Here is a 13434-nt window from a genome sequence, read left to right as displayed (position 1 = left end):
GTGACGCCTTATGGCCGGCTAGAACCAGAGCTGTACCGGTTCTCCACTGGCCTCACGGGCACCATCGCTTTCAGGTTGTGCTCCGGTGCCATCGGCAGCAACCCGGGTAACGCGCTCACCAACCATGCGGGGGATACCATCCGCCTGGTCCACCGCCAGTTCAATGGCCCGCCGCTTCAGCTCCACCTCCGGCCGCTGCTCCCGGAATTCCTCCAGAGCCGTTGTCACGGCCTGCCACAGGCGGTTTCGATCCTCGTCGGTGTACTCCTCGTTCGGACGGTGCACTTCCAACCAGACCTCACTGCCACTCATACCGAGTTTGACCGGCTCGCGGATCACCCGTACCGGGGTGCCCTTCGGTACTTCATAGACGAAGCGCGAGATGTCCTCGTTGTACATCCGGAAACAGCCGTGGCTGACCTGCATACCCACACCGAACTGCTTGTTAGTGCCGTGAATCAGGTAGCCTTCCTCACTCAGCAACAGGGCATGGGAGCCCAACGGATTGCCCGGACCGGGCGGAATCATCCGCGGCAGGTAGTCACCGGACGCCTGATACTCAGCCCGTATGCTCGCGGGCGGATACCAGGCCGGTGATTCCAGGCGCATGGTAACCTGGGCATCCGTCAGCGGGGACGGATTGTCATCGGTACCCACGCCTACCGGATACACCTGTACTCCCTGTTCAGTGAAGTAGTAAAGCCGGTATTCCGCAAGGTTGATCACAATACCCTTGCGCTCCACATCCGGCAGCACGTACTGCCGTGGCAGGGTAATCTGGGTCCCTTCGCCAGGCAGCCACGGGTCTACCCCGGGGTTGGCCTTGACCAGTTCCAGGTAACCCAGGCTGAGCGAGTTACCTATCGCTGCAAAGGTATCTTCATAGCGCGTGGTGAATACCGACAGCGTACCCGCCAGGTCCCCCTCCACGGTGAACAGCGGCGACCGGGGCTGCTGCGGCTCCCCTTGCTCCCCACCGGTTTGCGGCGCTGTCGCCGGGGCCTGTGCGGCTGCCTGGAGATTTGCTGCCAGCAACAGGCAGACAACCAGGGTAGCCAGAAACTCTCTCAACCTCATGACTCCGAATCCTCTTGCTGCCGGAATGAACACCCGGCCTTTGACCCTCTATTTTCGCGGGCTGACGTCTGCCTTGTCCACCGTTGACGGCTGACAAGCCGATAAAAAGGGGTTACGAAACGGACAGGCTTTCCGATTTCCCACCCGCGGCATCACACTTTCATCCGCCAGACCGGCACCGCGGCCAGGCCGACAAACAGCGCTACCAGCCACCAGGCCGAGTGGAACGCGCCGATGGTCGGCAGGCCCGCGGCATGGTCGCCGTATTCAATACTCAATGCGACAATGTTGACCCCGTAAGCACCGCCCAGCTGACGGGTGAAGTTAATGGTGCTGGAGCCCGCCCCCAGCTGATGGGGCTCCAGCGGATTGAGCGCTCCGGTCGACAAGGCCGGCAACATGAAGCCCAGGCCGATGCGGCCAAGAATGGTCCATAACGCCAGCCAGCCGAAAGCCAGCTCCAGGCCGGACACCGCAAACAGCATCGCCGACAGGGCAAACAGGGTGATACCGAACAGGATCAACCCCCGTGAGCTGCGTTTGTCCGCCAGACGCCCGGCCAGCGGAAACGTAATGCCCAGCGCAATCCCTGCCGGCAGCATGAGCAGACCGGCCTCGGTAGCGGAATAGGACAGTGCGGTCTGGACGAACAGCGGAATCAGGTAGGTAGAGCCGAATAACGCCAGGCCGAGCGCCAGGGCGCCGATGTTGGCGTAAAGGAAGCTGCGTCGCCTCAGCAGTGCCACGTTCAGCAGCGGATGACGGGCCCGCCGTTCGCGCCAGACAAACAGTACCAGGGCAAGCAGCGCCACGGCGGCCAGCACCGCAATGGTCACTTCGCTGCCCGCGGGCTGCTGCAACCGGTTGAGGGCATCCAGGCTGGACACGATGGCCAGGCCAAGCAGCACCAGCCCCGGCAGGTCGAAGGGGTAGGGGTCAGCCTGTTGTGGCTTCAGGGGCAGGAAACGGAGCGCCATGAAGACCCCGAGCAGGGTCACCGGGGCAGGCGCGAACATGACGTATCGCCAGTTGAACTGGTCGACCAGAAAACCGCCCAGCACCGGCCCCAGGGCCGGCGCAAGGATCACCCCCATGCCATAGATGCCCATGGCCTGGCCGCGACGCTCCCGGGGGAAAATCCGGAATACCAGGAACATCGCCATCGGCTGCATCAGCCCGGCCACCGCGCCCTGGGCAACCCGGGCAAGGATCAGCAGTTCCGGGGTACTGGCAAAGCCACCAAGCACGGAGACAATGCTGAACAACAGCATGGCGACGGCCAGCGTCCGGCGGATACCGAAATGATCCAGTAACCAGCTCGACGCCAGCATGGTGGTGGTCATGGCCGCAATGAAGCCGGTGGCCAGCCAGTGCACCTGGCCCTGACGAATGCCGAACTCCAGCATGATATCGTGGAGCGCAACATTCACGACTGTGGCACTGAGCACCGTCGCCATGGTACCCAGCATGACTGTTGCTACCGCCAGCCAGCGCCAGCGCTCGCCATAGCGGGCCTGTAATGCTTCCAACGTATGGTTGCCCAGAACAGCACCTCCGGAGTGCTCAACGGCCGGCAGCAATGACGTCTGCCGTTCAGCAATTACTTCTGCCGTTCAGCGTTTTCCATGATCCTGCGGAACACCCGCAAGGCACACTCGATCTCGTCGTCGGTGACGCCGTCGAGCATCTCCGCCCGCAACTGTGCCGCCCGCGCATTGAGGTCGTCCATGAATGACTCACCGGACGGCGTCAGAAACAGGCGGCGGGCACGCCGGTCGTGCTGGCACGGCCGGCGCTCGATCAGATTCTGTTCCTCAAGACTATCCAGCAACCGTACCAGCGTCGGGTTCTCGATGGCCATCAGCCCGGCCAGCTCGCGCTGGGTAAGGCCCTCGCCGCCTTCCTGCAGATAGACCATGGTGGTCCAGCGGGCCTGGGTCACGCCCATGTCCTTCAGACGCTCATCCAGCAATTTGCGCCAGCGCCGGGTGACACGTGCAACAGCGAAGGGGAACTGCTCTCTCATACTCATGACCTGGGACTCCGGTAAACAGCGGTGGAACTGGCTTACAGCCAAGAATTCACTAATAGTAAGCTAATCATTGATAAGAAAACAGAATAACAGAGAAAATCAAAATGGGGAAAAACCGAGAGAACGGCGCATAACGGGGCCGAACTGCCCCGCTGCAGGTGACAAAGCGCAGGAAATGACCGGCGAGAGTGCTGCCGGTCGTGCCAGCTCAGCCCGCTTTCTGCAGGGCTTCTTCGCGAATCTCCGTAGCTTCCGGAGATTCATGGAATTCCTCGTTGCGGGGATCGATCTCGGTAAGCACCGGCGAGGACTCCGGCATGGCCGGAACAAAATGCTCCTGTTCGGCCACCGGGATATCGTGGGTATGGCTGATGCGGTAACTGGTCACCACGACGAGGGCCAGCAGGAACCCGGCATTGCCAAGGAACATGCCGTGGGGGCCCAGCCAGCTGACCAGCTCGGCGGACACGATCGGACCGATGACGCTGCCAATACCATAACTGAGCAACAGGGTGGCACTGGCCGCGACAATCCGGTTGCTGTCCATACGGTCGTTGGTGATGGCCACGGCAATCGGGTAGATGGACGCCGACAAACCGGTGACCAGGCCCACCAGCAAGGTCAGCAGCCAGCGCTGCTCGGCACCGAGGAAGGCAACGGCGAGGGAGGCCAGGCCGGCGGCCAGCGCCACCCAGCGCATCACCCGGCGCCGATCGTAATGATCGCAGATCCGCCCCAGGGGCCAGGCCAGCAGCATCGCCGCAACGATGGCACTGGCCATGAAGGTCGAGGTCTGGCCAACGTCCAGTCCCACCAGAGTGGCATAGACCGGACCCATGGCATAAAACGCACCGATCAACACCCCACAAATAAGCGCCCCGGCCACCCCCGAGGACGACTCCCGCGCCAGGGTAAAAAACGACAGGCGTTCAGACTGCTCGATCGCGGGCGCTTCCATTCGCGTCAGGGACAGCGGAATCAGTGCCAGGGTCAGCAGAATGGCCGCCAGCGTAAAGGGTACGAAACCGGCCGGATCCCCCACATTGACAATCAGCTGGCCTCCGGCCGCCGACAGGTAGAAAACAATCTGGTAAACCGCAAACAGGGCACCGCGATTTGCATTGGTGGCGCGGCTGCTGAACCAGCTCTCAATCACCACCAGCACACCGGCAATACTGAATCCGGACAGTGCCCGCAGGAATGCCCAGAAAATCGCCGACACCGCCAGCGGATAGAGCAGGGCCGATACCGCTGCCAGCGCCGCAAACACCGCAAAGGCCCGGATGTGCCCGACCCGGCCAATGACCCGGTGCAGATACAGGGTCCCGAGCACGAAACCGATGGAGTAGCACACCAGGACCCAGCCAATCGTCGCCGGATCAACCGCCTCGATACTCATGCGGATACCCAGCAGGGTCATCAGGAAGGCATTGCCACTCACCAGCAATACAATGCTGAGAATAAGGGCGGACAGGGACGTGACCATGCGGGTCATCCAGCGGGCTCCGGATTGCAGGTGAATGGCTCAGGAAAACATAGCAGCACCAAGTGATTTCTGCTGTGCCGGCATTACATCAGTCACGCTCCGGTGACTCCACTACGCACTTGCCGAGACCCGCGAAAACCGGCCCGCCAGCCCAGTCATAGCCCGCTTTGACAGTATTTTACATTAAGGTGACGTAACTCACGGCCACCAATCAATGCTGCTACCATGAAGCTCTTCATGAGTCACGCTCAGCCAACTCAAAGAGTCCAAGCCTATGAAAAAAACGGACTGGCCCATTCGCTGGGACCTTTTGCTTCGCTACCGACTGATTGAAATCATTGCCCTCTGGGAAGGGCGACTGACCACCAATCATATCTGTCACGGTTTCGGAATCGGACGACAGCAGGCTTCCAAGGACATCAACACCTACCTCCGCGAACTTGCCCCCGGCAATCTGGTCTATGATCGCCATCTCAAGGGCTATGTACCCTCCGCCAGCTTCCGGCCGGTGGTGACCAAGGGGCTGCCGGGTGAATATATCGATCTGCTGTCCCGCTACGACGCCCTGAGCCAGACCTTTGAGTCGCTGGATATCAGCCTGCCCAACAGCACCATGATCAATGCGCCCTGCTGCAGCGCGGATCCCGCGGTGGTTCGCGCCATCATCGCGGCGACCCGGCAGAACCGCCAGCTTGATGCCGACTACGTCTCGCTGATCCGGCCGGAGCCGACACCGGTGACCATTGAACCCCATACCCTGGTCTGCAGCGGTCAGCGCTGGCATGTCCGGGCCTGGTGTGAACAGCGCCAGGGTTTCCACGACTTTGCCCTTAGCCGCTTCCGCGGCACCCCGGAAGTCAGCAGCGAACGCAGCCGCCACACCTCCTCCCAGGATGACGACTGGAACCGCATGGTGACGGTGGAGTTGCGCCCGGACCAGCGTCTGAGCCAGTCCCAGCGCGCCATTATCGCAGCGGATTTCGGCATGAAAGACCAGCGCCTGATCCTCGACTCCCGCGCCGCGCTGGTGGAGTATCTGCTGGCGCTGATGGGCATTCCGCCACGGGAAAGCCGCGGCGACCCAATGGTTCACCAGCTTGAACTGGCCAATCGCGAGAACCTCTCGCCCTGGCTGCCCGCCCGCAATACCCCCGCGGTGGAGGTTGCCGGACTGCATTAAGGATCTGCTAGACTCGGCCCATGTCCCATTGCCCGAGCCCCGCCTGATGCGCTGGTCCCTCTTGCTGTTGTTGTTGCTGGCCACCCAGGTAATGGCAGATGCCTGCAGGACCGGTGCCACCCCGATTGCCGCCGTCCAGGGTCGGGGCACCCAGTCCCCGCTGCTGGGGCGAACGGTCACCGTGGAAGGCATCCTCACCCATGACAGCCGCCACTCTGGCGGCTTTCGCGGTTTCTATCTCCAGCAGGCCGCCGCCGAAACCGACGATGACCCGACAACCTCGGATGCCCTGTTTGTGTTTACCGACCGGAAAACCGGCCAACCGGGAGACCGGGTCCGGGTAACCGGTACGGTCCGCGAGTATCACGGCCTCACGGAAATTGCCGCGGTGCAGACCCTCAGGCTCTGCGGCCAGGGTCCGATGCCGCCACCGGTCCGGCTCAGCCACCTTTGGCCCGGAGACCGTGCGCCGGAACATCTGGAAGCCATGCGGGTCAGTTTCATTGAGCCCCTGATCGTGGTGGAGAACCATAACCTTCACCGCTATGGCGAACTGACGCTGGCACCGGCCAGCCAACCCGCACCGACCCAGGTCCTGTCGCCCGGCGCCGGTGCCGCCGAGCTGTTGCGCCAACAGCAACGCCAGCGCCTGCACCTTGATGACAACCGCGCCACCCGCTATCCGGAGTCACTGGCCTGGCCGGCTCCCGCGCCCTGGTCGAGTTACGGGGTACGCAGCGGAACCCGGATCAGCGGCCTGACCGGCATCCTCGACTACCGCTTCGATGGCTGGCGCCTGCAACCGCAGCAGGCGCCGGTGTTTCACCCCACCAATCCGCGCGCCGCCGCGGTTGAACAGCAGGTTGCAGCCCGGCCTGCCGGCAGCAACCTGCGGGTGCTCAGTCTCAACCTGCACAACTTCTTTAACGGCAACGGCCGCGACGGTGGTTTTCCAACCGCGCGGGGCGCAGAAACCGGGAGTCAGTTTGCCGACCAGCGCCGGCGCCTGGTTGCCGCCCTGACGGCGCCCGATCCCGACGTCATTGCACTATCCGAACTGGAAAATGACGGCTACGGCGAGCACAGTGCCATCGCGGAACTGGCGCAGGCACTGGGGCAACACTGGCGCTTTGTCCGGGCCGGGGCTGAAGGAGGGAGTGAAGGAGAGCGTAATGGCGGCGACGCCATCCGCAACGGCCTGCTGTTTCGCGCAGACCGGATCGTTCCTGTCAGTACGCCACAGCAGCCCGGCCAAGGGATCTGGGCCGGACTGGGCCGGCCACCGCTGGCGCAGGCCTTCCGCCCCGCCGGCGGCGGGCAGGCCGTGCGAATTGTCGCGGTTCACCTGAAATCCAAGAGTTGTCGTGGCGCCAGCGGTGCGAATCGCGATCAACAGGACGGCCAGGGCTGCTATGCCCGGCGCCGGGAGCGGGCGGCCCAGACGATGATACGCTGGCTCGATAGCCTGACCGACCCCGGGGGCCTGGCGGGAACCCTGGTAACCGGCGATCTCAACGCCTATGCCCGGGAAACTGCCATCACCCGGTTTACCGATGCCGGCTATACCGACCTGCTGCGTCACTTCCAGGGTGACTCTGCCTACACTTACCGCTACCGGGGCCGCAGTGGCACCCTGGATTACAGCCTGGCGTCCACCGGACTGGCCGATCGGGTGCTGCAGACCACCAGCTGGCGGATCAATGCCGATGAGTCGGCGGACCTCGATTATCGCGGCGCCGTTGCCGCCACCGGCCCCTGGCGATCCTCTGACCACGATCCCCTGATTACCGACCTGGCCCTCTGACGCCACAACCGGTCCGTCGCCAGCTTGCTGAAACGCCCGCCCGAGGCGGCATGGCAGCCAAGGTCTGCCCACGGCAACGGGGTAAACTCGGCAAACCATTCCTAATTGAGAGCACGCTGCTATGTTGCCGACCCCCGATCTGTGGCCACTGGCCCGCACCGGTCACCGCTGGCTGGCCCGGGCCAAACGTCGAGAAACCCTGGTCGATGGCCACCGCATGGTATGGCTGGAGCGTGGTTCACCCGGCCAGGACCGGCCGACAGTGGTCCTGCTGCACGGCTTTGCCGCAATGAAAGAAAACTGGGGCCTTTGGCTGCCGCGGCTCCCCATGGACTGGCACCTGCTGGTCCCTGACCTTCCCGGTCTCGGCGAAAGCGACTACCGCGCCGACGCCAGCTACCGCTTTGAAGCCCAGGCACTGCGGCTGCGGGAATGGCTGGATGGCCTCGGGCTGACCGCCGTGCACCTGGTTGGCAGCTCCATGGGTGGTGCTATTGCGACAGTACTGGCCCATCGCATGGAACCACAGGCCCGCTCGCTGATCCTCCTCAACAGTGCCGGCATCCCGGAACATGCCGGCGTCGACATTGACGCCCCCTTTACCTCGGACCGTGACGCCATACTGATACCCGGGGACTTCAAGAGCGTCTATCGCATGTTCAACAGCGTCGGTAACGGCAAGCCCACTCCGATGGGCGTGGCGATGACCGGCTTGCTGGCGCCTGACCTGCTCCGGCGCACCGAGAGCCTGCGCCATATCTTTGCCGACATGGTGGCGGATGCCCTGGCGCCAGCCCGTTATTTGGGCCAATCGCGGATCCCCTTGCAGGTGCAGTGGGGCGACCGTGATGTGATCACCCCGACCCGCTGTGTGGATTACTTCCGCACCCACACGCCCCATGCCGACATCCGGGTATTCCGTGGCGTCGGTCACCTGCCGATGATCGAGGCCCCCGGTGCCTCTGCCCGGGCACTGACCGGCTTTATCCGCCAATTGGCCTATGTATCCTGTTGACCCGTCAACCAAGCCATGGGTAGCCATGGCCAATCCGGTCATACTTCCTGCCTGTTAGCGACACAATAAAAATCAGAACCAACGAGGAAAGAGACATGCGCGCCTCAGCTTCGCATAACCAGGATCTGGGCCTGCCCGCTATCTATCTACACTTGCTGGCTGAGCTGTTAAACACCATCGGCGTTGACGAGCAGGCCTTGCTGCTGCGGGTGGGACTGGACCCGGTCCGACTGAAATCCACCGAGTTGCGGGTCAGCCAGGCCCAGGCCAGTGAGTTCGTGACCCGGGCGATTATCGAAAGTGGCGAGCCGGGGCTGGGCATCATGCTGGCCGGAGAAATGAAAATGCCGCTGCACGGCGCTCTGGGCACCGCAGTCATGAGCAGTCGCACCCTGGGCGAAGCGCTGGACCTGATGAGCCGCTACCTCACACTGCGGGCTCCCCATCTGCGGGTGACCCGCCGCACCGAGGGCCGTCACGCGGTATTCCAGGTGTCCTGCAGCATCGACCTGGGTCCGTTGCAGGGGTTCATCATGGATGCGATGCTGTTTGGCTGCGTCACCATGGGAGTGCAGCTGACCGGTGTGGCGGTTCCTGGTTCGGAGATCCGCCGCCGTGGTGCGGAACCGGCCTATTTCCAGCGTTTCCGCCAGCGGATAGCCGTCCCGGTACGCTTCAACGCCACCGAAGATGCCTTCCTGGTCCCCACCGCCCAGCTCAGTGCCCCGCTGAAGTTCTCCGATGACCAGCTGGCTGCCACCTCACGAGCCCAGTGCGAAGAGGCCCTGCACCAGCTCACCGAAGACGCCGGCTTCGCCTGCCGGGTTCGCCGGGTCATTGAAACCAGCCACCCGTTCCCCCCCAAACTGGCGCGGGTTGCCGGTACTCTGTTCGTGTCGGAGCGGACCCTGAAGCGACGCCTGCAGGAAGAGGAGTCCAGCTTCCAGAATCTGGTGGACCAGGTGCGGCTGGAGCGGGCGCGGGAGTTGCTGGAGAATACCGGCATGAACCTGAGCCAGATTGCCGACAGCCTGGGTTACGCCGATGCCGCCAACTTTACCCGCGCCTTCAAGCGCTGGACCGGCATCAGTCCCAGTCATCACCGTACCCTGTCGCGGATTCCGGTAACGCCGGCCACCACCCGGTTGCGGGCCATGGCCTGAAGCGCCCGCCCGGTCCTCGCCGGCGGGGTTCAGTCGATACCGATGATCTTGTGCATCTGCAGGGTCAGCCGCCAGCGCGGATGGGCCAGGCAGTAATCCGTGGCCAATCGGGTGTTGCGCTGTCGCACCGGATCGAGCTCAGGCTCGGTTACCGTCGGTGTGGCCATCGGTGACAGGAAGTAGTGACTGGCCGCAATGCCTTCGAAGCGTTCCGGTGGCGCCAGCGGCTGGGGAAACACCAGTTTGAGCTCGTCGCACTGGCGGATGACCACCTCGGCATCCGCCTTGGGACTGACACACAGCCAGTCGATGCCGGCCGGTGCCGGCAGGGTTCCGTTGGTTTCCACGCCGACTTCAAAGCCGCGGGCATGGAAGGCCGCTATCAGGGCATCATCCAGCTGCAACAGCGGCTCGCCACCGGTACACACCACATAGGGTCGCCCTGGAGCATCCGGCCACAGGCGGCGGATGTGATCCGCCAATTCGTCAGCCGTTGCAAAACGGCCGCCGTTCTGGCCATCGGTGCCGACAAAGTCGGTATCACAAAAGTTGCATACCGCGCTCTCGCGGTCCTGCTCGCGGCCATTCCACAGGTTGCATTTGCTGAAACGGCAGAACACCGCCGCCCGACCGGCCTGCGCACCCTCGCCCTGAAGGGTATAGAACGCCTCCTTGACCCGGTACATCAGGCTTCCACCTCGTAACTCAGCGGGTCCGTCAGGCCATGGCTGGCGAAGGCTTCCAGGCGCTCGACACAGGAACCACAACGGCCACAGGCCTTTTCCCGGCCGTTATAACAGGTCCAGGTCTGGCTGTAGTCCAGCCCCAACGCCAGGCCCTCACCGAGGATCTGGCCCTTGTCCATGGCCATGAATGGCGCCTCGATGGCAACCGGCTCATAGTTGGCGATCCGGCATACCGCATCCATCTTCTCGACAAACTCCGGACGACAGTCCGGGTAGATGGCGTGGTCACCGCCGTGGGCACCGTACCACACCGCCCCGGCGCCTGCCGTCACCGCATAGCCCGTGGCCAGGGACAACAGGATCATGTTGCGGTTGGGCACCACGGTGGCCTTCATGCTGGCCTCTTCATAGTGGCCTTCCGGCACCTCATCGCCGCCGGTCAGCGCCGATCCGGCCATCACCGCACTGAGCGCGGTGATGTCCAGCACCTGGTGGGGAATGCCGAGCTGGTGGCAAACCCCAGCGGCGCAGTCCAGTTCCCGGACATGGCGCTGGCCATAGTTGAACGAGAGGGCATGAACCCGGTAACCCCGGGCACGGGCCAGGTGCAGCAGGGTAAAGGAGTCCATACCTCCCGAGTAGATCACAACAACGGTATCAGACATTTAATACTCCGGACCCGAATTCAGCTGGGATAACAGTCAATGGACGTATTGTAACAGTCCGATGACACGATGGGTTCGCGTCGGCGGGATCGTAGGGGTACACTTTGACATCCGAACACCAACAAAAACCAGGCGGCATGATAACCGAAGCCACTCCGTCCTTTATCGATTTCGAGGCATCCAGTCTTGATCTGATCGCCAGTTACCCGATCGAAGTCGGTGTGTGCCTGGGCGACGGTTCTCTGCACAGCTGGTTGATCCGCCCCCACGTCATCTGGCAGGACTGGTCCGAAAGCGCCGAGCGTATCCACGGTATCAGCCGCAGCACTCTGGAGCGGGAAGGCATTGCAGTACGGGAAGTGGCGCAGGGTCTCAACGAGTTGCTGGCTGGCCAGGTGTACTGTGACGCCTGGACATTTGACAGCTTCTGGTTGCACCGCCTGTATCGGGCGGCGGAACTCACTCCCAGCTTCCAGCTTGAATCGGTATCGATGCTGCTGACCTCGCCGCAGGTCCAGAGCTGGCCCGCCGTGCGCCAGCAGGTCATCAGTGATCTTGGCCTCCCGGTCCACCGGGCCGCCAATGATGCACTGATTCTGCGGGAAACCTGGCAACAGGTCAGCCAGCCGGCGCCGGCCCTGCAGGTACCCGGGCAGAGCCGGCCAGCCTGACCGGATGCCCTTGCCGGCTCAGTGCCGGATGCGCCGGGCCCGTACCGCGATCAGCTCGAGGCCATCACGCAGGGTATTGAGGGTCCAGTAAGTCACCAGTGCCATCAGGCTGGCACCCACCACGGTAAACGACAGGTCATCCCCTACCACACGGCTCTGGGCCATCACCAGATAGACCAGCAAGGCGGCAACCAGCACGATTTCAACAACAATGTGCGAACGAAGTTTTCTGGCAGCTCCGGGTTCGTCAGGCATTTTCTTCGGTTTCAACCTCTGCAATATCATCAGGATGAATGATCAGTTAGTGTGCAAATTATCGCCAATCGGCGGCTTCAGGGCTGTAGGGACTAGCCGCTACGAAGTTTCCGAAGGGGGCAGGAGAGGGTCAGCCGGGGCAAAAAAAAGAGCGGCCCGAAGGCCGCTCGAAAAAAATAGGAGAGATCCACTCAACACCCCACAACCGGTGGCTGGTGCTGAGGATTGCACAACGTAAAACACGTGACGGTGAGAATTATGACCACACCGTACCACAGCGTCTGTAGGGGTTTGCCGAAGCCTGATCACTCTTGCCATGATCGCTCTTGCAAAGCCACGGCCAGGCTATACACTGTGGCAAGTATCGAAGTCGTTTTCAGCAGCTTGACGTTCTGGTTGCCGGGCGCTGTTCCAGCCCTCCGTCGACCGGTTTCAGAAGAGGTAGCAATGCCAACTATTTGCACTGTCCAGATCACCCACCGGGGCGCCCATAGCCGCCGTCTGCCGGTTGTGTGTGCAATGGTGAAAGACAGCTAACGGCTTTCGGTCAGTCCCGGGAGCCATATGAGCGACCGGGTCGAACTCTCCGTGATGAACCCCGGTCCGCCCAGTCCCGGGGTTTTTTGTTTTTGCAGTGGCAAAACGACAAGGAGAACACCATGAGAAGACATCCACCTACACGCGCAGCGAACCAGCCGGCCGGCAACCGCCCGGGGCCCATCAAGCGCCCGGAAAAACTGCCGCTGCTGGATGCAATCTGCAAAAAGTTGAACCAGCGGGTCAACCTGGATGACGAGCAGCGGGTACTCGGACTTTACGAACGCGGCTGGATCTTCAAGGGTGTGCTGGGCAATCTCGACGGCGCCGAAGCCCGTTACGTCCGCGCCCTGGCAACCCGCTACAACTCCTGGATTGCCCGCCAGGTTGCCTGATTCAGGTCGACCCGCCGACCGGGGCTGTGCCGTTCAGTGATGGCGGCTCAGCCCCCGGATCAAGGCGGGATCCCCGCCATGGACCATGATGTAGTTATTCACCACGTCATGGATTTTTTCCTGGGAATACGGCTTCACCACGTAACCATTGGCGCCGGCACTGATGGCGCGCTGAATGCTCTCGATGGAGTCATCCGCGGTCACCAGCACGATGTGCTGACTGGCCCTGAGCGCCTTGAACTCCGCCATCAACTCATGGCCGTCGCCATCCGGTAACCCCAAATCGAGCATGACGATCTGGTACACCTGGTCCTGGAAGGCCGCTCTGGCAGCACTGGCATCGGCGGCCTCCTCGATCCGGGATGCGCCTGCATTGAAAAGCATTTCCCGCAATACCGCCCGCATGGTTGGCTCGTCTTCCACCAGCAATACGCTGAGGTTATCCATGGTACGTCTCCTGTCTTCCGG

General features: G+C 62.6%; 14 protein-coding genes. 6 read left to right on the top strand and 8 right to left on the bottom strand.

Translation table 11 applies throughout. The annotated features are described in order from the left end of the window. Positions 1-18: 18 nt before the first annotated feature. The 4 genes from CLH61_RS08980 to CLH61_RS08965 form a co-directional block, all read right to left on the bottom strand. On the bottom strand, positions 19-1077 hold the full coding sequence (locus CLH61_RS08980; RefSeq protein ID WP_099614382.1) for a L,D-transpeptidase family protein: 1059 nt from the start codon (positions 1075-1077) through the stop codon (positions 19-21). A gap of 152 nt (positions 1078-1229) precedes the next feature. After that, on the bottom strand, positions 1230-2546 hold the full coding sequence (locus CLH61_RS08975) for an MDR family MFS transporter (protein ID WP_407657568.1): 1317 nt from the start codon (positions 2544-2546) through the stop codon (positions 1230-1232). Between the two features lie 131 nt (positions 2547-2677). Next, positions 2678-3103, bottom strand: a complete 426-nt coding sequence (locus tag CLH61_RS08970; protein ID WP_099614633.1) for a MarR family transcriptional regulator — start codon at positions 3101-3103, stop codon at positions 2678-2680. Between the two features lie 214 nt (positions 3104-3317). Continuing rightward, positions 3318-4604: an MFS transporter gene (locus CLH61_RS08965; RefSeq protein ID WP_099614381.1), complete on the bottom strand. Its 1287-nt coding sequence runs from the start codon at positions 4602-4604 to the stop codon at positions 3318-3320. A gap of 265 nt (positions 4605-4869) precedes the next feature. Between CLH61_RS08965 and CLH61_RS08960 the strand changes: the two genes are divergently transcribed. The 4 genes from CLH61_RS08960 (at position 4870) to CLH61_RS08945 (ending at position 9757) form a co-directional block, all read left to right on the top strand. Continuing rightward, positions 4870-5775, top strand: a complete 906-nt coding sequence (locus tag CLH61_RS08960; protein ID WP_099614380.1) for a helix-turn-helix transcriptional regulator — start codon at positions 4870-4872, stop codon at positions 5773-5775. A gap of 46 nt (positions 5776-5821) precedes the next feature. After that, positions 5822-7579, top strand: coding sequence for an ExeM/NucH family extracellular endonuclease (locus CLH61_RS08955; RefSeq protein ID WP_099614632.1), 1758 nt, complete (start codon positions 5822-5824; stop codon positions 7577-7579). A gap of 121 nt (positions 7580-7700) precedes the next feature. Continuing rightward, complete coding sequence (locus CLH61_RS08950) at positions 7701-8594, top strand: alpha/beta fold hydrolase (protein WP_099614379.1); 894 nt, start codon at positions 7701-7703, stop codon at positions 8592-8594. 95 nt (positions 8595-8689) lie between these two features. After that, positions 8690-9757 (top strand): AraC family transcriptional regulator, encoded by a 1068-nt coding sequence (locus CLH61_RS08945; RefSeq protein ID WP_099614378.1) that lies wholly within the window; start codon positions 8690-8692, stop codon positions 9755-9757. A 29-nt stretch (positions 9758-9786) separates the two neighbouring features. Here the strand turns inward: CLH61_RS08945 and queE are convergent, their stop codons facing one another. Both queE and queC read right to left on the bottom strand, forming a co-directional pair. Next, positions 9787-10443: a 7-carboxy-7-deazaguanine synthase gene (gene queE, locus CLH61_RS08940; RefSeq protein ID WP_099614377.1), complete on the bottom strand. Its 657-nt coding sequence runs from the start codon at positions 10441-10443 to the stop codon at positions 9787-9789. After that, positions 10443-11108: a 7-cyano-7-deazaguanine synthase QueC gene (gene queC, locus CLH61_RS08935; RefSeq protein WP_099614376.1), complete on the bottom strand. Its 666-nt coding sequence runs from the start codon at positions 11106-11108 to the stop codon at positions 10443-10445. The genes queE and queC overlap by 1 nt, the downstream gene beginning before the upstream one ends. Positions 11109-11245: 137 nt before the next feature. Between queC and CLH61_RS08930 the strand changes: the two genes are divergently transcribed. After that, entirely contained in the window at positions 11246-11779 is a 534-nt protein-coding gene (locus CLH61_RS08930) for a 3'-5' exonuclease (protein WP_099614375.1), read from the top strand. An 18-nt stretch (positions 11780-11797) separates the two neighbouring features. On the opposite strand, the gene CLH61_RS08925 is transcribed toward CLH61_RS08930, so the two are convergent. Next, positions 11798-12034, bottom strand: a complete 237-nt coding sequence (locus CLH61_RS08925) for a hypothetical protein (RefSeq protein ID WP_099614374.1) — start codon at positions 12032-12034, stop codon at positions 11798-11800. A gap of 659 nt (positions 12035-12693) precedes the next feature. Here CLH61_RS08925 and CLH61_RS08920 point away from each other — a divergent pair. Next, positions 12694-12966: a hypothetical protein gene (locus CLH61_RS08920; RefSeq protein ID WP_099614373.1), complete on the top strand. Its 273-nt coding sequence runs from the start codon at positions 12694-12696 to the stop codon at positions 12964-12966. 33 nt (positions 12967-12999) lie between these two features. On the opposite strand, the gene CLH61_RS08915 is transcribed toward CLH61_RS08920, so the two are convergent. After that, complete coding sequence (locus CLH61_RS08915) at positions 13000-13413, bottom strand: response regulator (RefSeq protein WP_099614372.1); 414 nt, start codon at positions 13411-13413, stop codon at positions 13000-13002. Positions 13414-13434: the final 21 nt, after the last annotated feature.

The sequence above is a fragment of the Marinobacter profundi genome (assembly GCF_002744715.1).
Taxonomy (GTDB): Bacteria; Pseudomonadota; Gammaproteobacteria; order Pseudomonadales; family Oleiphilaceae; genus Marinobacter; species Marinobacter profundi.
The sequence above is the reverse complement of the archived record's forward strand: the minus strand, read 5'-3'. Positions and strand labels throughout refer to the sequence as shown.

What these genes read in the sequence shown, in the direction of transcription:
- CLH61_RS08915 (WP_099614372.1), bottom strand. Translation starts at nt 13,413, where the DNA reads ATGGATAACCTCAGCGTATTGCTGGTGGAAGACGAGCCAACCATGCGG.
- queE (WP_099614377.1), bottom strand. Translation starts at nt 10,443, where the DNA reads ATGTACCGGGTCAAGGAGGCGTTCTATACCCTTCAGGGCGAGGGTGCG.
- CLH61_RS08980 (WP_099614382.1), bottom strand. Translation starts at nt 1,077, where the DNA reads ATGAGGTTGAGAGAGTTTCTGGCTACCCTGGTTGTCTGCCTGTTGCTG.
- CLH61_RS08950 (WP_099614379.1), top strand. Translation starts at nt 7,701, where the DNA reads ATGTTGCCGACCCCCGATCTGTGGCCACTGGCCCGCACCGGTCACCGC.
- CLH61_RS08920 (WP_099614373.1), top strand. Translation starts at nt 12,694, where the DNA reads ATGAGAAGACATCCACCTACACGCGCAGCGAACCAGCCGGCCGGCAAC.
- CLH61_RS08930 (WP_099614375.1), top strand. Translation starts at nt 11,246, where the DNA reads ATGATAACCGAAGCCACTCCGTCCTTTATCGATTTCGAGGCATCCAGT.
- CLH61_RS08975 (WP_407657568.1), bottom strand. Translation starts at nt 2,546, where the DNA reads ATGCTGGGTACCATGGCGACGGTGCTCAGTGCCACAGTCGTGAATGTT.
- CLH61_RS08965 (WP_099614381.1), bottom strand. Translation starts at nt 4,604, where the DNA reads ATGACCCGCATGGTCACGTCCCTGTCCGCCCTTATTCTCAGCATTGTA.
- CLH61_RS08945 (WP_099614378.1), top strand. Translation starts at nt 8,690, where the DNA reads ATGCGCGCCTCAGCTTCGCATAACCAGGATCTGGGCCTGCCCGCTATC.
- CLH61_RS08960 (WP_099614380.1), top strand. Translation starts at nt 4,870, where the DNA reads ATGAAAAAAACGGACTGGCCCATTCGCTGGGACCTTTTGCTTCGCTAC.
- CLH61_RS08955 (WP_099614632.1), top strand. Translation starts at nt 5,822, where the DNA reads ATGCGCTGGTCCCTCTTGCTGTTGTTGTTGCTGGCCACCCAGGTAATG.
- CLH61_RS08925 (WP_099614374.1), bottom strand. Translation starts at nt 12,034, where the DNA reads ATGCCTGACGAACCCGGAGCTGCCAGAAAACTTCGTTCGCACATTGTT.
- queC (WP_099614376.1), bottom strand. Translation starts at nt 11,108, where the DNA reads ATGTCTGATACCGTTGTTGTGATCTACTCGGGAGGTATGGACTCCTTT.
- CLH61_RS08970 (WP_099614633.1), bottom strand. Translation starts at nt 3,103, where the DNA reads ATGAGAGAGCAGTTCCCCTTCGCTGTTGCACGTGTCACCCGGCGCTGG.